An 18,206-nucleotide genomic window follows, 5' to 3' on the forward strand; every position below is an offset into this window, starting at 1 on the left:
GGTATTACCTAAATTAGAAAAAATATTACAAACTCCCCTAGCTTTTGAAAATATTTTAGAGCATTTTAAAACGGTTAATAAGAAACAGTTGCAAGATTGGCTTAAACTAGCAACAGAATCAGGTAAAGTTACAAAATTAGAAAAGCCTGTCAGATATATTTTGTATTCTCCTTCTAAGTATAAATATGTTTCTCAAAAACCTAGAGTAAACAAACCTAGAACCACTCAAAAAACATCATCTCAGTCTGTAACGAAAAGTAAATTAAATGTCAATGAAGAAATTACACAACTTTCTTTAATCTAATGTGATCGCTGTTTTGGGGATGTGGGAATGCGATAGCGCAAGCGCTGACTTGTCAGTTCGCTGTTTTGGGGTTGGGAGTGCGATAGCGAAGCGCTCCGCAGGAATCGCTGTTTGGGGATGTGGGAGTGCGATAGCGAAGCGCGACCTAGGAATCGCTGTTTTGGGATGAGGGGATGTGATCGCTTTTTGGGGGTGTGGGGATGCGATCGCTTTTGGTGATGTGTGGGGTGCGATCGCTTGTTGGGGAATGAGGGGAAGTGCGATCGCTTTTGGGGATGTGGGAATGCGATAGCGAAGCGCTGCTGCAAGCAGTTCGCTGTTTGAGGATGTGGGGAATGCGATAGCGAAGCACTGCTGCAAGCAGTTCGCTTTTAGGGATGTTGGGGGTGCGATAGCGTTCGCGGAGCGTCCCGGAGGGAACTAGCGCTGCTGCAAGCAGTTCGCTTTTGGGGTGTGGGGGGTGCGATAGCGTTCGCGGAGCGTCCCGGAGGGAACTAGCGCTGCTGCAAGCAGTTCGCTGTTTGGGGATGTTGGGAGTGCGATAGCGTTCGCGGAGCGTCCCGGAGGGAACTAGCGCTGCTGCAAGCAGTTCGCTGTTTGGGGATGTTGATCTAATAAATTTCCCTACGATGACCAATTCTAATGATAATGATTAATTGTTCTTCTATATCTAACTCATAAATAACTCGATAATCACCCACTCTTAACTTATAAAAACCTGACCATTGACCTGTAAGAGATAGAGGAGTTATCTGCTCAAAATTGAGACTTAACCATTGAATTTTATTCAGAATCCTCAGACGCACAACCTGATCTAAATTATCTAAATCAGTGATAGACTCTGATTCAAAACTTACAGAATAACTCATTTAACCTTCTATCCCATACCTTTTATAAATTTCGTCTAGAGGAATAGTAGGTCTTCCTTCTTGACGTTTACGCCGGATTTCCAATAAACTCTGCTTAAATGATTCTTTGATTTCCCTACCCTCATCAGGATCACCGAAATATTCATCTAGCATTTCATCTACTGTGTTACGGATTAAGTTTTGTAACTGTTCCGCCGTCATTTCTTTAATTTGCATAGTTGCTTTAAACAGTGAACTATAGGAATGATTATACCAGTTAAGAGAAAATAGTGGGATAACTCAAGGCGATCGCTTTTGGGATGTGGGAGTGCGATCCCTTTTTGGGATGTTGGGAGTGCGATAGCGCAAGCGCTCCGCAGGAATCGCTTTTGAGATGCGGGGGTGCGATAGCGAAGCGCTGCTGCAAGCAGTTCGCTGTTTGGGATGTGGGGTAGTGCGATCGCTTTTGGGATGTTGGGAGTGCGATAGCGCAAGCGCTGACTTGTCAGTTCGCTATTTCGGGAATGTTGGGAAGTGCGATAGCGAAGCGCTCCGTAGGAATCGCTTTTTGGTACTGTAATTATGGAATAAGCAATACAATAGACATCTCCGAAAATTAAATGTGCGTCGTTTGAACCCCTTGTAGAGACGTTCCATGGAACATCTCTACAATCTTTACCGGAGAAGTCTAATGACTCCCGGTTCGCCTATTTTAAATTGAGTTAGAAAAAACCTGAACGATTTAATAGGGGTTTTAGCCTGTAATTCAAATGTACTATGACGTAGGCGATAGCGAAGCGCTGCTGCAAGCAGTTCGCATAAAAATAGAGTTTTTAGCACCGAGGGTAGTTCAAGCTAAATTTCGGGAAATCGCTAAAACCATTACGAAACCTAGATTTTCTATTTTTTTGGCAATTTCTCGAACTCCAAAAAAAATGAGCGAACCGGGAGTAATGATAGATATGTATGTCAGCATATGCTGTGGGCTGAAATATTCAAGGAGTATTAATTATGAATAATTGGCAAAATATTACTGATGAGAGATTAGCAAGACCAATACATCCAGGTGAAGTAATTGCAGATACTTTAGATGATTTAGAAGTTAATTATCACGATTTTGCCGAAGTTTTAGGAATATCTCATCAAACAATTCAAGAAATTATTAATGGTGAAAAATCCATTACTGTAGATATTGCTATTCGTCTTGGTAAAGCTTTAGGTAATGGACCGAGACTGTGGTTGAATCTTCAGCAAAAAGTTGATGTTTGGGATGCTTTGCAAAGTCATCAGGAAGAATATAATAAAGTTATGACATTATGACATTAGTGTAGAATAAATATGGATTTTATCACTCTCTATCTACCTCCATCAATTCAAATAACTGATGATCAATTTTTTGAATTATGTCAAATTAATGAATTAATCAAAATTGAACGTAATGCTGATGGTAGTCTGATATTAAAGCCTTTATTGGGTGGTATAACTGGCAATATTAATTCTGGTTTAACTGCTCAATTAGCAAATTGGAACGATGACAAATCACAAGGTGTAGTTTTTGGTTCTGATGTCGGTTTTATTTTACCAAATGGTGCGATTCGTTCTCCTAGTGCTGCTTGGATAAAGTTGGAAAAATGGAATAATTTAACTAAAGAAGAAAAGGAAAAGTTTCCTCCCATTTGTCCTGATTTTGTCATTGAGTTACTTTCTCCTAGTGATAGTTTGAAAACTACACAGGAAAAGATGAAGGAATATATAGATAATGGTGTACGTTTGGGTATATTAATTAATCGTAAATCTTGTCAGGTGAAAATTTATAGACCAGGTAAGGAGGTTGAGGTTTTAGATTCTCCTGCTATGGTTTCGGGGGAAGATGTTTTAAAGGGTTTTGTGTTGAATTTGGGGATGATTTGGTAATGTTTACAATTATTAAATCTATTTATCTCCAAAAAGTGATACACTTGATCTAACTAGTCATATATGAGCAAGTTCCTTATACATCTCATTATATAACTATTGATTTTAGTAATTGTTGGGAACAAGAATGATAGATGGTAAAGCTATTTCTATTTCCTTATTTACAGGTGCTTTCGGTCTAGATTTGGGTATGGAACAAGCAGGATTTCATACAGTAAGTGTAGTAGAAAAAGACCGTGATGCTACAAAAACAATTGCGCTTAATCGTCCATTTTTGCAGGAAAGTGCTATTCCCAGAGAAATACAAAACGTCAGTTCTCAAGAATTACTTGAAGAAGGGGGAATGGTTTTAAATTTAGGACGTGCTTTACAACCAGGAGAAGTAGATTTAGTAACGGGTGGTCCACCTTGTCAGCCATTTAGTACCGCAGGGAAAAGAGGTTCAGTTATGGACCCTCGCGGTAGTTTATTCATGGACTTTGTTCGCATCGTTGAAGAAGTCCAACCCCGTTTTTTCTTAATGGAAAATGTCAAAGGTTTGCTTTCTGCTCCACTTCGTCATAGACCAATTAACCAAAGAGGAAAAGATTACCCACCCTTAGAAGTTGATGAAATAGCTGGTGCTGCTTTAAAAGTAGTATTATCAGAAATGAAGGAAATAGGCTACAACGTCGTTTATAACCTTTTAGAAGCCGCAGATTATGGCGTTCCACAGAATAGAGCGCGTGTAGTATTTATTGGTTCTAGAGATGGTGAAGCTGCTACATTTCCCATTCCGAAATATTGCAAAGATGGTAAAATTTTACCTAAATGGCGAACTTTAGAAGATGCTATAATAGATTTAGTTGATACAGAACAAGAATTTATGGCTTATCCAGAAAGTCGCTTAAAATATTTAAGATTATTGGAAGCTGGACAAAACTGGAAGCATTTACCAGAAGAATTAAAACAAGAAGCTATGGGAGGTGCTTATAATTCGGGAGGTGGAAAAGTGGGTTTTTATAGAAGATTATCTTGGGATAAACCTTCTCCAACAATTACAACAAGTCCACACCAAAAAGCTACAGATATGTGTCATCCTGTAGAATTACGTTCTTTAACTGTCCGTGAATCTGCAAGAATTCAAACTTTTCCCGATGATTGGATTTTTTATGGTTCTGTCAGTTCTAAATACAAACAAATTGGTAATGCAGTTCCGGTATTACTTGCGAAAGAACTTGGGAGTTATCTTTTCAACTTAATTCAAGGAAACAAAGCAAAAGGTAAAGAGATATCTGAACAACTTTCACTTTTTTCTCTATAGATTTGGTAACTATTTATTTTGTGGCTAATTCAGCAAATGCTTGATCAATTTTCTGTAACATATCTCGGATATGATTTTCAACTAGATCATAATCCATGCAAATCATATTCCAAAATGGTTTACCAGCAATACGAGGAATGTTACTTCTATTTGAAAAAGTCCATTTACCTAAATCAAAAGCTGCTATAAACAAAGAGTTTTTATGAATGCTTAATTCTTTTTTTGCTCTTGGTACTTGCGAACCAGTCAATGTTCCTTTTAGAGTTTTTAGTTGTGCAAACTTAACTGTTTCTTCCGAAAAGAGTAGAATATCAATTCCAGTAATTTTAATTCCAAATTCAAATTCTGGGTTAATAATAATACAAGGACTAATATCAGATATCTTTTCCCAGAGACTTCCCATTGTTGTACTCAGACTTCTTGTCACTGAGTTGCTAGTAACTAGCAATTTAGCTCCACAGAGTTCAAAAAGATTGGATGGGTTAGGATGATCCTTAATTATTGAATTTTTCTTTTCAAAGTCGAGTTTTAACCACTCAATAAAATCATCTGCGAATTTTTCAGTTTTACTACTAATTAACTGAGATTGTCTATCTAATTCTAAAACAGATCCATTCTGCTTGTCTTGTGCAATTTGATATTGAAAGTAAGCTGGTGCTATTGAGGAAATAATTATTCCATATTTATATGCTATGTGTAAATCTTCATCTGCGATGTGAGTCACATCAATTAATGAAGCATGATGCAAAATTAGTGCTTTCCGTTCTTGGACAGAAAGTGGGATTAAAGTTTCAGCAGTTAATTCAGTAGACATACAAAGCTATATTTAACTTATTGAGCTTTCTTAGTATTACCCAAAATTACCCCCTAAACTGTCATATCTACGGAAATTGTATTTGATTGTTGGTGTAAAATCTTAATAGGTACAAAAATACTATGCAATTGCGATCGCTTTTGGGGATGTTGGGAATGTGGAATGCGATCGCTGTTTGGGATGTGGGGTAGTGCGATAGCGCGACCTAGGAATCGCTGTTTTGAGGTTTGGGGAGAGCGATCGCTTTTTGTGGGTGTAGCGAAATGCTCCGCAGCAATCGCTTTAGTGATAAAATAATCACTTATCTTTGACTCTTTAGGAGAAAACTTGATTCCAATTAGTATTGAGCAAATCTACATAGTTAAAGAAATTATTGCCACATATAAGAATCTGGAATGTGTTGAATGCGCTCAAGCTATCCAAGATTACTTGGTATCACAGAAAATTTCGGGAAAGCGGCTAAAACTTTATACAGGTTCAGGAATAGGACGCGATAGTTATATCTATGATGAAAGTGTTTCTGGGGATGCAATCTCTATTAATGGTCGTCATCAAGGGATTATGATTATAATAGATGGAGTAGAAATGATATTTGATAATCATCATCCTGATGGAATTACTAGAAATCAATAGACTTCTCCGGTAAAGATTGTAGAGACGTTCCATGGAACGTCTCTACAAGGGTTTCAAACGACGCACATTTAATTTTCGGAGATGTCTAATGGTTAGCCAACTTACTGTTTTATAATAAACTGTATAACGGGCAGCAGTTCCAAATCACAGAAGAAACTTTTTAGGTGTTAAAGATTATGGAAAACAATCATCATAGTATTACTCTAATTCCCGATGAATATTTCTATGAAATGCTCCAAAGAATTAAACAAAGACCAGGAATGTTTCTAGGTCAATGTTCAATTACTCGACTAAGAGCTTTTTTAGATGGATATATGGGATCTAGGTCAGATTTAGGTTTACCACCAACTCAACAAGAGCTAGAATTTAATCAATTTCAAGAATGGGTACAGACAAGATTTAAAATTAGTTCTTCGCATGGATGGGATAGTATTATTCTTTTTTATTCTGCGGATGAAAGAGATGCACTAAATAACTTTTTTGAATTATTTGATCAATTTTGTAATAGCGAAAGTGCTACAAGAGAGGAGATGAGTCAAGAAAAACTTACTGAATCAAATCTTTCACTAACACAAGAGAGAGTGACTGTATAATTACTTGAGATATCGCTCTTTTGGGGTGTGGGAATGCGATAGCGCAAGCGCTGCTGCAAGCAGTTCGCTTTTTGGGATGTGGGGATGCTTGTGATCGCTTTTGGGGATGTGGGGATGCGATAGCGCAAGCGCTGCTGCAAGCAGTTCGCTGTTTGGATATGTGGGGATGAGCGATCGCGTTTAAGGATGTGGGGTAGTGCGATCTCTCCTACAAACTACCAAACAATAGCAACTAAACCCGACGTAGTTATATTTTTATCGTACGTCAATAACCGTACAACTTCACTTTTACTCGCTAAAACTAACGCAGCTGCCGCAATTTGTCTATCGTGCATTTCATTAATAGAATATAAGCTCATAGTCATTTCAATAACATCTTGATCAAGGGGATAAATTACCACACGAGGATCAGCTTCTACTGCTAAAATTACATCTTTAGGAGTAGGAATAGATGTTCTACCTCTTTCTACAATCCAAACAGCCTCAGCTAAGGTAGTCGCAGGAATAACTAACTGTGAATTAGGATCACAAAGGATAACTTTAGCATTTGCACCTAACTTTAAATTACCTTCAAGAAACCAGATTAAAGCATGAGTATCTAGGACATATTTCATAATTTATTATGACCAGTCTAAACTGTCCTCACTATCCCCATGAAATTCAGCAATTTCAAAATCTGCTTCTGTTGACTGGTTATTACCAGAAAACATACCAAACTTCATTATTTTATTTTTTGGGTGATTTTTTTCCCACTTTAAAAAAGTGACAATAACCAGACTTTCTGAAATATCAGATGGTAATTCTTTAAGTTCTACTTTACCATCTTTATAAATTCCTTCAATTGCTTGCAACATAATTTTTACCATGAGCTAATTTAGCTGATGTTATTACTTTAACTATACACTATAGATAAGCAATCGCTGTTTGGGATGTGGGGATGCTTGCGATCGCTGTTTTAGTTTTGGGGGTGTTGAGAGTGCGATAGCGTTCGCGGAGCGTCCCGGAGAGAACTAGCGCTGCTGCAAGCATTTCGCTTTTTGGGGATATTGGGAGAGCGATAGCGCAAGCGCTGCTGCAAGCAGTTCGCTGTTTGGATATGTGGGGATGAGCGATAGCGTTCGCGGAGCGTCCCGGAGGGAACTAGCGCTGCTGCAAGCAGTTCGCTGTTTGGGGTTTTGGAGGGTGCGATAGCGAAGCGCGACCTAGGAATCGCTGTATTTCAAAGCACTTAACTTATCAATTGATTTAAAACCAATACTGTTAACCCTGGTAAAGAAGGTAAACGAATATCATTTGTTAAGAAAAAAGACGCACCACCATAAATAGCAGTGGACATTTGAATAGCATCCGGTGTTCTTAAATTGTAATCTGCTCTTAATCTAGCTGCATTTTCAGCAATATCTGGTAAAACTTCAATAGTTGTTAAACCTTGAGAATTGAAAAGAATATCACGATATTGTTGAGCCAATATTGTATTTCCTGCACGTAAAGGATAAACTAATACTTCTGATATAGTTAAAACTGACGTAACAACACTAAACTCACCTCTATATATTGCTGTAAAAAAAGCATCTGTAACTTCTAAATAACTAGGACTTTCTTCTATAAAATAAATTAGCGGTGCAGTATCTAAACCTATAATTTTACCCTGTAATTTATTTAACCATTCCATGAATCACGCTCCCGATTGACATATTCCTGAGCGTCAATATTTCCCCAAATTTCCTTGCCTAAACCACGCAATTCTAAAATATTACGTTTTGGTTTTGATGTCATTTTCAATTGTTGACGAATTAAGATAGATAAATTTTCAACTAATTTAAGCTGTTCTTCAGGAGTCAGATTTTTAGCTTGCTCTAACAATTCTTGATAATTAGACATACATTTTTTAATCCTCTTTTATCCACAGGAAAATACTCTCAATATCAGCAATAGCACTAAGTAAAATCTCAATCCGGTATGCCATACTTTTCCTTAAATTCTGCAAATGCTTGATTTAATGGCATACCCTCACCTTGTTCAAACTCATTTATACTTTGACGTATCTTGGCAACAGATTCCAGTAATTCCAGTCTATCAATCATTTTTTGATAACTTTCAGCATCTTGAACCACAGCAGCAGCTTTACCATTCACAGTCAGCACAATAGGAGATTTAGTTTCTTTTAACTTATCCAGAAACATCTTTGCTCCTCGCTGAAACTCTGATAAGGGGTAAATATCGCTTAAGCTAAAAATCATAATTTCAATAAATTATTTGATAATTTCATGTTAATTATATGAAAATACTTTGTCAAGGGAAGATATAGCTGTTTTGGGAATGTGGGAGAGCGATAGCGTTCGCGGAGCGTCCCGGAGGGAACTAGCACTGCTGCAAGCATTTCGCTTCTTGAGAATGTGGGGAGGGTGCAATCAAAAAATTAAACTTCCTCATCTAAGAATGGCAATAAATCCTCTAAATCTCTCGCTCCATGCAAAACCCGTAGAACCTCCACTTGTTCCTCTTGGACTTTATAAAAAATCAAATAGTCCTTAAAATTCTTAATCCGCCACTGACGAATTGTTCCCATATCAGACAAAGACAACACAACCTTACCCATATTGGGGGTTATTGCCAATTGAGCAAAAGCAGACTCAACAAACTCCAAAAACTTCTCCCCTGATTCCCGATTGCCATTGACCAAAATATAATTTGCTTGTTGTCTAATATCCTGGGTAGCACGATTGCGAACAATTACCTGGAAAGCCATACTCACTACTGCGCCTTACCAAAGATTGATCGGCGCAAATCTTGCCAATATTCAGGAGTTACAGGTTCTGCTTCTGAGTCCAAACCTTCTTGCAACAAACTAGCTAATTTTGCTTGAGCATCCTTACGCCGTTGATCCTGCTGCAACAACATCAAAAAATAGTCCGCTACAGTATCATAATTGCCAGATTGAAGCTGAACCTCAAGATAAGACTCAAGTTCTTTTGGTATCGGAAAACTCACATTCATCTAAACCTCCAGGAGACCCCCACCAAAACTGTACTCAGTTTGGTGATCGGAGGAATGGAGGGTTAATTGTGAAACGTCCCTTGAGTAATTTTGTGCGCCAGCACAAACAATGAGAGGGACAGTTGAGCAATTAACAAATCTTTGATTTTCCATATTCGTAACCGTCCTTTTTGTGAGTCTAGTGGTCTTTTTTCAGTGTCTAAAACAAATACTTTGGACATAATATTTTGCTCCGAAGAGCCTCCCATTTCTGGGGTAATGTTAGCTTTGACAATGTTAGAGGTCGGTAACTATCTTAAAAGCACTGGTTTAACCCTTAAGCCTGTTTAACTTTGAAGTTCTAGAGCAGGGAACTAGCTACGCATCCCCTGGTAGGTCTTTAACTCTTACCTCTAACGTAGTTCGGTTAAGAACTGAGTCTGGTCAACTAAGCTTTTACAAGCCCTCACTTACCCGAAGGGAAGTGATGGGTGGTTGACAAGTTTCTAATATGAATAAAATCTGGCGTTGCTGATTAAGGGTATGAATTTTAGTCTCACGCAAAGGCGCAAAGGTAAGATTTTTAAAGGTTCAATTTGGAAATTTCATACCTCGATTCAGCAACGCCTAAAATCTTATTAGTATCTTATCATTTTTTATTCTGGTGATGAATTGAGGCGATAGCGAAGCGCTGCTGCTTTCAGCAGATCGCTGTTTTAGGGATGTTGGGAGAGCGATCGCGTTCGCGGAGCGTCCCGGAGGGAACTAGCGCTGCTGCAAGCAGTTCCCTGTTTGGGATGTTGGGAGAGCGTTAGCGAAGCTTACCGAAGGTATCGCGTATTGGATAAATAGAACTATTCTTCTTCTGCTAATATCTGTGAAATATCCCGTGCAGAATGAATTAACCGAACAATTTCAATATACTCATCCCTTTGCAAATAAAAAATTAGATGCTTTTCAAATCCTTTAACTGCCCACTTCCGTAAACCCTCTAGACGCGGATTCCTATTATTATAAACCGTACCAATGCCCGGTAGTTGTGCTATTTGTGAAAAAGTCTGCCTAGTAGCATCAAAAAAACTCAATGCTGCATCAAAATTATTATCTGCGATATAAGCAAACTGTTCATCAAGATCAGCACTAGTACAAAACGGCGTAAATAAACCAACCATTCTAAATCCTCCAAAAGCCTATGCTGTCTTCATTTTGACTTTTGACTTTTGACTTCCGCCTTGCGGTACTAGCCTTTGGTCTAATTACAATTCGTCTAGTCATTGCTATGATTTGCGAATTCTTTCAAGAAGTTGGCTACGTTTTTGTTCCCACCATTCATCCGTAATCTCAATGGCCTCACCGCTATCTAATCCTTCTAATAGTAATTTTTCTATTTGTGATTGTCGTGCTTTTTCTAAGTCTTGACGAATCAAGTATCGAATGTATTCGCTAGTTGTACTGTAACCACCTTTTTCAACTTGTTCATTGATAAAGTCCCGCATAGAATCGGGAAGAGAAATATTTACTGTAGTCATAGCTAACAAGTATTGATTTTTCTGATTATTTAATTATGGCAAATATTGTCAATTTTTGTCAAATATTTAATGTGATAGCGTTCCGAAGGAATAGAGATAGCTGTCCGAAGATATCGCTGTTTGGGGTGTGGGATGGTACGATAGCGCAAGTGCTAACTTGTCAGTTCACGTTTGAGGGTGTGGGGAAGTGCGATCTCGTAACTGTAAGTAGAAATTTTGTATAATTCATATAATGATATAAAATTCAAAGATAAATGATACAAACATTTAAAAATAAATCCTTAGAAAATCTATTCAGAGAAAATTTTAATAAAGGAGTTCCAGCAAACCTAGAAAAGAAAATTAGAATTAGATTAGAAGTTATAGACTCAGCTTTAATGGTAGATGATATAAGATTACCCGGTTATGATTTACATGAATTAAAAGGAGATAAAAAAGTAACTTGGTCTATTAAGGTATCAGGAAACTGGCGAATAACTTTTAAATTTGAAGATGGTGATGCTTATGATGTCAATTTAGAAGATTACCATTAATGTTGTGTTAATATAGTAGTAAATAGTGGAACATCGTTAAATAAATTTCACCAAATTATCAAGGAGTATTAATTATGAATAATTGGCAAAATATTACTGATGCTAGATTAGCAAGACCAATACATCCAGGTGAAGTAATTGCAGATATTTTAGATGATTTAGAAATTAATTATCACGATTTTGCCCAAATTTTAGGAGTATCTAATCAAAGCATTCAGGAAATTATTAATGGTGAAAAATCAATTACTGTAGATATGGCAATTCGTCTGGGTAAAGCTTTAGGTAATGGACCGAGATTGTGGTTAAATCTTCAGCAAAAGGTTGATGTTTGGGATGCTTTGCAAAGTCATCAGGAAGAATATAGTAAAGTTATGACATTGGTTTAGAAGAAATATGGATTTTATTACTCTTTAGAACTACTCCAGAACATCACAGAAAAATTTTTATTGCAGCTAAAAAAGCTGGAAAAAGTATCAATTCCTGGATGGATGAAATACTAATTAATGCTGCTGAAAAATCAGTCAAAGCATAGATTCAATGCATTTTCAGCAATATCTGCTAAAACTTCAATTGTTAATTTTACAATCACTGGAAAATGGTCAGAAGGCCACACCCCTTCCCACTGTTGACGATCAATAATGACTTGTTCTACTGAGAAAGAGCGATACCTTTGGTCAGCGCAGCGATCGCAATATATAGTATCAATAGCATCCCAGGCTTGACCCGTAAAATTATGAAAAGTTTTCTGTTGTTCTAGAGGCAGAGTGTCTAAAGGATCTTGTAATTGTTTGCCATTAGCTAAAGGGGATAGAAAAATTTGCCGTTCTAGAGTATCAGGATTAGCGTTAAAATCCCCCGTTAGCAGTAAGTAGTTTTTTAACGGAAATTCTGCCAACCGTTGACTAATTAAAGCTGCACTTAACTCCCTAGATTTGGCATTTTCGTGATCTAGATGGGTATTTAATATAGTTAAACATAGACCAGGATTAGCAACTTCAAAATTAGCCCAAGTAGCCATACGTGGTAAACGAGTTCCCCAAGTAATGCTACCAGGAATTTCTGGAGTATCACTGAGATAAAAATCCTGTGTTTCCTGAAGTTTCAGACATTGTGGGTTGTAGAAAACTGCACAATGTTCACCCGTTCCTGTCCCAGTGCGATCGCCCCCAATAATGTTATATTCAGGTAAGAGCGCCTGTAAATCCGCCAGTTGATGAGATTTACCCTCCTGTGTACCCAGCAAATCCGGTTTGTAATGTTGAATTAAAGAAGCGATCGCCCCTACACGCTTTTTCCACTGACGCACCCCAGGATCTGGTTTATCATAGCGGAGGTTAAAAGTCATTACAGTAATTTGCATATATATTTTTTAAAGCTAACAGTGCAGTTTTTCCTCAACCAGAGAATATCCTATAGAAGCAAAAAATTAAAGGTTTTATCCGAGGCTTGAGTAGATACGACTCCCTGACAGACTTTAGCCCCAATATCTACCGATTAATCACCTAAATCATCTCATCAAGCCCAGATTTGAGCAAATTGTTAAGCCATCACAACCATCATATTTCGCCAAATTTAAACTGTGGGATTTTCAGGTGGATCAAACTTATAGCCATAACCCCGTACCGTCTTAATAAACTCCGGCATACTAGAATCAGCCTCCATTTTCTTGCGTAATTGACCAATATGCACATCAACAACGCGCCCATCGCCTACATAATCACACCCCCAAATCTTTTGAATTAATTGAGTACGACTCCATGCTTGTCTAGGATGGGTAGCCAGAAAATGTAAAATATTAAACTCCAAAGCGGTCAAAGGCAAAGCCTTATTATTGAGTGTAACCTCCCGTGCTTCCGAATTAATAGACAACTGATTAAAAGTGAGACGTTGTGAAACACTAGGCTGAATATAGCGAACACGCCTTAATAGTGCTTCCACCCTAACTTCCACCTCAGCCAAACTAAATGGTTTAGTTAAAAAATCATCCGCACCGGCAGCTAAAACCTTGATCTTATCAGCTTCATCATTGCGACTAGTAAGCATCATTACCAAAGCATTATTACGGCTCTGCATCTCTTGACACAGTTTATATCCATTTGCATCTGGTAAATTCCAATCAAGAATTACTAAAGCCGGATTTAATTTTTCAAAAGCAACAAGAGCCGTTTTACCGTCCGCGGCTGATTCTATCTCATATTTACGACTCAAGAAACGCTGAATCAGGTTACGGACACTGGCATCATCATCTACAATCAGGATCTTAGACTTAGTTGTGGAAAGCGTATCCATAATGCAATATATTATTGTTTCGGCAAGTTGCTGTGACGATAGGTACTGCTCAAGTTGAGTTTTTGAAAGTAAATTTACCCTCAATCCCTGTTTATTGATAGCAGGAAAGCGAAAAGTCTTTTAGTATCTAAATCAAGCAGCAAGGGTAGTACCACATTCTGCTCAAGCCATGTTTTATGATTACGGGATGTCCTCTTCTAGCTGGAAACTGTTATAAGCTAAATTTTTCATGAAGTTTGTGCAAACTTTAGACATCTTACTCTTTAAAAGAAGTATAAGTAACGGACAATTTTGGTATTTTTTAAAGATTTTTTTGTATAAATTATATCAATAAATAAAATAGATGCTTCTAGATACATCATCACAAGATACCCAACCATCTAAAATATCGGGTATCTTGCTGTTAACATCGGACTGGAGATGGTTATAGGTTTTTGCTAAACATGATCAACAATCCTGAAAAAAAATGATTAATACTGAGGAACAGAAGCATCCACTTCTTGACTCCAAGCATTAATTCCCCCTTTCACATTTGTCCCAGTAATCCCCGCTTCCTTCAAGATAGCCAAGGCTTTCGCGGAACGTCCACCCATTTTACAATGAGCAATTAAACGGTGTCCATTGAGTAATTCCTTCACCTTAGCCACACCATCACCATTTTCAATATCTGGTAAAGGCACTAACACAGAACCAGGAATTCTCGCAATTTCATACTCATGAGGATTACGCACGTCTAGCAGCACAAAATCCTTTGCCCCACCATCTAATAACGCCTTCAACTCCTTCACAGTCATTTCTTGAATTTCCATTTGCTGTTTCGCTTCTTCAGCTTGGGCTTGAGGAATACCACAGAATTGTTCGTAATCTATTAGCTTGTCAATAACTGGACGGATGGGGTTAGGACGCAGTTTCAACTCCCGGAATTTCATATCCAAGGCATTATAAAGCACAAGTCTACCACTCAAGGTAGTACCATTGCCCAGAATAATTTTCACTGTTTCCGTAGCTTGGATAATGCCAATCATTCCCGGTAAAATCCCCAGCACTCCACCTTCTGCACAAGAAGGAACCATTCCTGGTGGCGGTGGTTCGGGGTACAAGTCACGATAGTTAGGACCACCCTCATAGTTAAAGACGGTTGCTTGTCCTTCAAAACGGAAGATAGAACCGTATACGTTGGGTTTATCTAACAATACGCAAGCGTCGTTGACTAAATACCGCGTCGGGAAATTATCAGTGCCATCAACAACGATATCGTAAGGACGGATAATATCTAAAGCGTTTTCTGCACTCAGACGGGTTTCATACAAATCAACCTGACAATGGGGGTTAATTTCATGAATCCGGTTTTTTGCTGATTCGATTTTGGGTTTACCTACCCAGGATGTCCCGTGAATAACTTGACGTTGCAGGTTAGAGGTATCCACAACATCAAAATCAACAATACCAATTCTGCCTATACCTGCTGCTGCAAGATATAACAGCAATGGTGAACCTAGTCCACCAGTACCAATACACAATACACTGGCGGCTTTTAGGCGTTTTTGCCCTTCCATGCCCACTTCTGGCAAAATTAAGTGGCGGGAATAGCGTTCGTAGTCGTCTTTCGTCAACTGGATTTCATCCAGATTGGGATTTAGCATAGCAGTTGTATGAATCAGCGCGGAGTATTAATGTTAACTTAAATTTGCTAATTTTATCAGTTTAATTGTCTCGGCTTGAAACTGGTGGTTGTCGTCAAGAGTCCAGCTTTGCAGTTCACTAGCTTGAGTATTTTGTACGGATAATATCACATAAGAGTATTCTGGCCAAGCATATATTCTATCCCATTCTGAGGGGATGGCGGGATAATCGGGATGGGAATGATAGATGCCAATAATGTTTAAGCTACGGTTTCTCGCTGCTTTTTGCGTGTGTAACATGACTTGGGGCGATATTGCATATCTTCTGCTGGTACTATGTTTTTGGTCTTCTGTAAAATTGCCTTTTTCTGTATTCCAGACGTTTTCTGTGGGGATGATTTCTACTACAATTTTATATTCACTACTTTTATAACCTAAAATTAGCCCACAACATTCATCTGGATAGGTTTTTTGTGCATGATTTTTGATAATTTCTATATGATTTGTTTTGAGTTGAAGATTCATGGTAGCTTGTAAACGCAGATAAACGCAGATAAACGCAGATAAAGAAAAAAGAGGAATAAATATCAAGTTAAAAATCTAACTTTACCAGTATTAATATCATAGTAAGCACCGATAATTTTTAATCTGTCATCACGGATTAATCTATCTATAATTTGTGAACTATTCTGCAATTTCCTAGCTTGGTATTCAATATTATTAATCACTGGATTGTTATCATCATTAATATTACTTCTTGTTCTTTGAGGTTGAGACAAACTTGGCTTAATGCCATCAACTACAGAGTTAATTTTACCATCATCTGGTTGATTGTCAATCGCTGCTGATACTGCACCACATCCTTTATGACCAAAAACAACTATTAATTGTGTTCCTAAATTAGCAGTAGCATATTCTAAACTCCCAATAGTTTCATTACTGGCAATATTACCAGCTATACGCACGACAAATAAATCTCCTAATCCTTGATCAAAAATTATTTCTGGGGGTACGCGAGAATCTGCACATCCTAATATTGCTGCATAGGGATATTGTTTTTTAGATACTGATTGCAACCGTCTTTTTGATTGATTGGGATATTGACGATTTTGATTAACAAATCTTCTGTTTCCTGCTATTAATCTTCTTTTTGCTTCCTCTGCACTCACTGGATTAGGATTAGGATTATTTTCAGGAATTGTAATTTCTGAACGGTTAGTAATGATTTCATTACAAGCAGTCAAAGTACCCATACTCAAGGTACTTAAACCTACGAATTTTAAGAATTTACGACGATCTACAAATCCGTTAATTTTACTCATGACTCCACCTGATAACTTCTACATAATTTTTACAGAAGATATCAGATTTGATCATGATGTGAGAGTACCTTATTACACGGTTTAAGGGTTATTTAATCTTTTGCTTAAATACCAAATAATATGTTGACAGTATGGACTATATTTGTCTTCTGCATCTTTGCTACTCAGTTCCTCTAGTTTCTTTTTGATAGCTTCTTTTGACCAAGTTTTATTACGAAACTTTTCATTTAAAGCATTAATAACACTAAATAATGTCTCTTTACGATTTTTAACAAGAATTTCATGATTAAGATTTAAAATTTCATTTAGTTCATGATTGATAGTTTCATCATCAGAAAAAATCTTTCCAGTAGAACTATATTTGATATAGGTTTCACAATTTTTATTACTATCTACTGGATTAAGAGTTATTTTACAAATGATCTTCTTTCCTTCGTAATATCCCTTTCTTCCATTACAATGAAGATTTTTTAATCTTTTACCTCTATTACCTGAACAAGAAGCTATTAGATTTTTATAGTCTAGTTGTAAATGTGGATAGCAATCCTTATTTTGAGCTTTGTTATGTTCAATTTCCATATTATGTATAGATATTCGTTGCATACAGTAACAACAAATATAGCCTTGTTCTTTCAATAATGACGTTTTTAAAAGTTCTTTGGGATGATATCCGTCATAATTTGCGTCCTGTGTCTGACGATATTGTAAAAGACATGGAGGTTCATAATCTTTGATAATGCGTTTCATTCTACCCTGTTTAAAAAATCAATAAGTGTATAAGCTTGAACCATATCTGGATCATTATTTCCCAAGGATTCAGATAATTTTTGCAGTTCTAATTTAGCTTCTTCTAAGTTATCATTATCTATCATTTCAAAACATTTGTCTATTTTTTCCTGCATTTTCACAGGTCTTTTTTCTACACCCATAACCTCAGAAAGAATTGAGTTACTGTCTCTACCAAAAGTATGGGGTGTTAATTCTACAATTTCCGAATCTTCTAAAATAAATACGTTTTCTCGGTTGACTTCACTCAAAACTTGAGGAGAATGAGTAGTAACAATAAATTGACAGTTGGGAAATGTTTTTCTAAAACTCGGAATGACAATTCTTTGCCATTGAGGATGTAAATGTAAATCTATTTCATCAATTAATATTATTCCTGTTCCTTTTTCTAGCAGTTCGGCAGGATTATTAATACTAGGATTTAAAATTGCTAACCGTCTTGCGATATCAACCACTATCATTAGTAAGGTTTTTTCCCCGTCGGAAAGTTGATCTAGTTTGAAGTTTTCACCATTTTTTTTAATAACTAACGAAGGTTTACTTAAACGACGAATACCACCTTCTCTTTTAGAATTTGCACGCACTATGTGTAAATCGGAAAATTCCGCATTAGGAAAGTTTTCTAAAAATGTTTCTAATACTTTCCTTATGATTTGAAGACGTGGATTTCTAAAGTTGGTATCTTGTGTTAATCTAACTTCATTTTCATATTCTTCTTCTTCTTTAAACCAATATAGGAA

The 18,206-nt window shown here is 37.2% G+C and carries 29 protein-coding genes and 2 pseudogenes; 10 read left to right on the top strand and 21 right to left on the bottom strand.

Translation table 11 applies throughout. The features are described 5' to 3' along the window. Positions 1 to 304, top strand: a pseudogene (locus tag IQ228_RS06420) (hypothetical protein); the annotation flags it as partial. Positions 305 to 915: 611 nt separating this feature from the next. On the opposite strand, the gene IQ228_RS06425 reads toward IQ228_RS06420, so the two are convergent. Both IQ228_RS06425 and IQ228_RS06430 read right to left on the bottom strand, forming a co-directional pair. Further along, positions 916 to 1,173 carry a type II toxin-antitoxin system RelE/ParE family toxin gene (locus tag IQ228_RS06425; RefSeq protein WP_168465061.1) on the bottom strand — a complete coding sequence of 86 codons (258 nt, stop codon included), beginning with the start codon at positions 1,171 to 1,173 and terminating at the stop codon, positions 916 to 918. After that, entirely contained in the window at positions 1,174 to 1,389 is a 216-nt protein-coding gene (locus IQ228_RS06430) for a hypothetical protein (protein ID WP_027402775.1), read from the bottom strand. Positions 1,390 to 1,922: 533 nt separating this feature from the next. Here IQ228_RS06430 and IQ228_RS06435 point away from each other — a divergent pair. From IQ228_RS06435 to IQ228_RS06450, 4 genes are all read left to right on the top strand, one after another. Then, positions 1,923 to 2,171, top strand: a complete 249-nt coding sequence (locus IQ228_RS06435) for a hypothetical protein (protein WP_168465059.1) — start codon at positions 1,923 to 1,925, stop codon at positions 2,169 to 2,171. Continuing rightward, positions 2,164 to 2,472 carry a HigA family addiction module antitoxin gene (locus tag IQ228_RS06440; protein WP_168695913.1) on the top strand — a complete coding sequence of 103 codons (309 nt, stop codon included), beginning with the start codon at positions 2,164 to 2,166 and terminating at the stop codon, positions 2,470 to 2,472. Before IQ228_RS06435 ends, IQ228_RS06440 begins: the two co-directional genes overlap by 8 nt. An 18-nt stretch (positions 2,473 to 2,490) precedes the next feature. Further along, entirely contained in the window at positions 2,491 to 3,066 is a 576-nt protein-coding gene (locus IQ228_RS06445; protein ID WP_193962436.1) for a Uma2 family endonuclease, read from the top strand. A gap of 127 nt (positions 3,067 to 3,193) precedes the next feature. Then, entirely contained in the window at positions 3,194 to 4,369 is a 1,176-nt protein-coding gene (locus IQ228_RS06450; protein ID WP_193962437.1) for a DNA cytosine methyltransferase, read from the top strand. Between the two features lie 13 nt (positions 4,370 to 4,382). Here the strand turns inward: IQ228_RS06450 and IQ228_RS06455 are convergent, their stop codons facing one another. Then, positions 4,383 to 5,183, bottom strand: a complete 801-nt coding sequence (locus IQ228_RS06455; RefSeq protein WP_168695916.1) for a hypothetical protein — start codon at positions 5,181 to 5,183, stop codon at positions 4,383 to 4,385. A 327-nt stretch (positions 5,184 to 5,510) separates the two neighbouring features. On the opposite strand from IQ228_RS06455, the gene IQ228_RS06460 reads away from it, so the two are divergent. Beyond that, complete coding sequence (locus IQ228_RS06460) at positions 5,511 to 5,816, top strand: papain fold toxin domain-containing protein (protein ID WP_193962438.1); 306 nt, start codon at positions 5,511 to 5,513, stop codon at positions 5,814 to 5,816. Between the two features lie 176 nt (positions 5,817 to 5,992). After that, the gene (locus IQ228_RS06465; RefSeq protein WP_168357577.1) at positions 5,993 to 6,409 is read left to right on the top strand and encodes a hypothetical protein; all 417 of its coding nucleotides are present in this window, start codon (positions 5,993 to 5,995) and stop codon (positions 6,407 to 6,409) included. Between the two features lie 215 nt (positions 6,410 to 6,624). Here IQ228_RS06465 and IQ228_RS06470 read toward each other — a convergent pair whose 3' ends face one another. From IQ228_RS06470 to IQ228_RS06515, 11 genes are all read right to left on the bottom strand, one after another. Further along, on the bottom strand, positions 6,625 to 7,023 hold the full coding sequence (locus IQ228_RS06470; protein ID WP_193962439.1) for a type II toxin-antitoxin system VapC family toxin: 399 nt from the start codon (positions 7,021 to 7,023) through the stop codon (positions 6,625 to 6,627). Between the two features lie 6 nt (positions 7,024 to 7,029). Further along, positions 7,030 to 7,263 (bottom strand): hypothetical protein, encoded by a 234-nt coding sequence (locus IQ228_RS06475; RefSeq protein ID WP_104388670.1) that lies wholly within the window; start codon positions 7,261 to 7,263, stop codon positions 7,030 to 7,032. Positions 7,264 to 7,312: 49 nt separating this feature from the next. Next, entirely contained in the window at positions 7,313 to 7,438 is a 126-nt protein-coding gene (locus IQ228_RS27085; protein WP_255549954.1) for a hypothetical protein, read from the bottom strand. A gap of 199 nt (positions 7,439 to 7,637) precedes the next feature. Then, positions 7,638 to 8,081, bottom strand: coding sequence for a PIN domain-containing protein (locus tag IQ228_RS06480; RefSeq protein WP_027402782.1), 444 nt, complete (start codon positions 8,079 to 8,081; stop codon positions 7,638 to 7,640). Then, a complete protein-coding gene (locus IQ228_RS06485; RefSeq protein WP_027402783.1) occupies positions 8,069 to 8,290 on the bottom strand; it encodes a hypothetical protein in 222 nt (73 codons plus the stop codon). The genes IQ228_RS06480 and IQ228_RS06485 overlap by 13 nt, the downstream gene beginning before the upstream one ends. A 68-nt stretch (positions 8,291 to 8,358) precedes the next feature. Then, positions 8,359 to 8,649: a type II toxin-antitoxin system Phd/YefM family antitoxin gene (locus IQ228_RS06490; protein ID WP_035082482.1), complete on the bottom strand. Its 291-nt coding sequence runs from the start codon at positions 8,647 to 8,649 to the stop codon at positions 8,359 to 8,361. A gap of 179 nt (positions 8,650 to 8,828) precedes the next feature. Beyond that, the gene (locus tag IQ228_RS06495; RefSeq protein WP_027402785.1) at positions 8,829 to 9,158 is read right to left on the bottom strand and encodes a type II toxin-antitoxin system RelE/ParE family toxin; all 330 of its coding nucleotides are present in this window, start codon (positions 9,156 to 9,158) and stop codon (positions 8,829 to 8,831) included. 5 nt (positions 9,159 to 9,163) lie between these two features. Beyond that, entirely contained in the window at positions 9,164 to 9,406 is a 243-nt protein-coding gene (locus IQ228_RS06500) for a transcriptional regulator (RefSeq protein WP_027402786.1), read from the bottom strand. A 62-nt stretch (positions 9,407 to 9,468) separates the two neighbouring features. Next, on the bottom strand, positions 9,469 to 9,627 hold the full coding sequence (locus IQ228_RS06505) for a hypothetical protein (protein ID WP_193962440.1): 159 nt from the start codon (positions 9,625 to 9,627) through the stop codon (positions 9,469 to 9,471). Between the two features lie 612 nt (positions 9,628 to 10,239). After that, entirely contained in the window at positions 10,240 to 10,557 is a 318-nt protein-coding gene (locus IQ228_RS06510) for a type II toxin-antitoxin system RelE/ParE family toxin (protein WP_027402788.1), read from the bottom strand. Positions 10,558 to 10,662: 105 nt separating this feature from the next. After that, entirely contained in the window at positions 10,663 to 10,914 is a 252-nt protein-coding gene (locus tag IQ228_RS06515; protein ID WP_027402789.1) for a type II toxin-antitoxin system ParD family antitoxin, read from the bottom strand. Between the two features lie 254 nt (positions 10,915 to 11,168). Between IQ228_RS06515 and IQ228_RS06520 the strand changes: the two genes are divergently transcribed. The 3 genes and pseudogenes from IQ228_RS06520 to IQ228_RS06530 form a co-directional block, all read left to right on the top strand. Further along, entirely contained in the window at positions 11,169 to 11,447 is a 279-nt protein-coding gene (locus tag IQ228_RS06520; RefSeq protein ID WP_027402790.1) for a type II toxin-antitoxin system RelE/ParE family toxin, read from the top strand. Positions 11,448 to 11,521: 74 nt separating this feature from the next. Further along, positions 11,522 to 11,833 (top strand): HigA family addiction module antitoxin, encoded by a 312-nt coding sequence (locus IQ228_RS06525; RefSeq protein WP_193962441.1) that lies wholly within the window; start codon positions 11,522 to 11,524, stop codon positions 11,831 to 11,833. 17 nt (positions 11,834 to 11,850) lie between these two features. Beyond that, a pseudogene (locus tag IQ228_RS06530) lies at positions 11,851 to 11,979 on the top strand (toxin-antitoxin system HicB family antitoxin); the annotation flags it as partial. On the opposite strand, the gene IQ228_RS06535 reads toward IQ228_RS06530, so the two are convergent. The 7 genes from IQ228_RS06535 to IQ228_RS06565 form a co-directional block, all read right to left on the bottom strand. Then, positions 11,965 to 12,807 (bottom strand): endonuclease/exonuclease/phosphatase family protein, encoded by an 843-nt coding sequence (locus tag IQ228_RS06535; protein WP_193962442.1) that lies wholly within the window; start codon positions 12,805 to 12,807, stop codon positions 11,965 to 11,967. The pseudogene IQ228_RS06530 and the gene IQ228_RS06535 sit on opposite strands and share 15 nt — an antisense overlap. 212 nt (positions 12,808 to 13,019) lie before the next feature. Next, positions 13,020 to 13,736, bottom strand: coding sequence for a response regulator transcription factor (locus IQ228_RS06540; protein WP_027402792.1), 717 nt, complete (start codon positions 13,734 to 13,736; stop codon positions 13,020 to 13,022). Positions 13,737 to 14,206: 470 nt separating this feature from the next. Next, the gene (gene moeB / locus IQ228_RS06545) at positions 14,207 to 15,379 is read right to left on the bottom strand and encodes a molybdopterin-synthase adenylyltransferase MoeB (protein ID WP_027402793.1); all 1,173 of its coding nucleotides are present in this window, start codon (positions 15,377 to 15,379) and stop codon (positions 14,207 to 14,209) included. A 33-nt stretch (positions 15,380 to 15,412) separates the two neighbouring features. Continuing rightward, the gene (locus IQ228_RS06550; RefSeq protein ID WP_193962443.1) at positions 15,413 to 15,883 is read right to left on the bottom strand and encodes a Mov34/MPN/PAD-1 family protein; all 471 of its coding nucleotides are present in this window, start codon (positions 15,881 to 15,883) and stop codon (positions 15,413 to 15,415) included. 62 nt (positions 15,884 to 15,945) lie between these two features. Continuing rightward, positions 15,946 to 16,680, bottom strand: a complete 735-nt coding sequence (locus tag IQ228_RS06555) for a carbonic anhydrase (protein ID WP_027402795.1) — start codon at positions 16,678 to 16,680, stop codon at positions 15,946 to 15,948. Positions 16,681 to 16,761: 81 nt separating this feature from the next. Beyond that, positions 16,762 to 17,427 (bottom strand): retron system putative HNH endonuclease, encoded by a 666-nt coding sequence (locus tag IQ228_RS06560; protein ID WP_193962444.1) that lies wholly within the window; start codon positions 17,425 to 17,427, stop codon positions 16,762 to 16,764. After that, positions 17,424 to 18,206: AAA family ATPase (locus IQ228_RS06565; RefSeq protein WP_193962445.1), on the bottom strand; the 783-nt coding region annotated here is incomplete at its 5' end. The genes IQ228_RS06560 and IQ228_RS06565, both read right to left, overlap by 4 nt.

It is taken from the genome of Dolichospermum sp. LEGE 00246 (genome assembly GCF_015207865.1).
In the GTDB taxonomy this organism is placed as follows: domain Bacteria; phylum Cyanobacteriota; class Cyanobacteriia; order Cyanobacteriales; family Nostocaceae; genus Dolichospermum; species Dolichospermum heterosporum.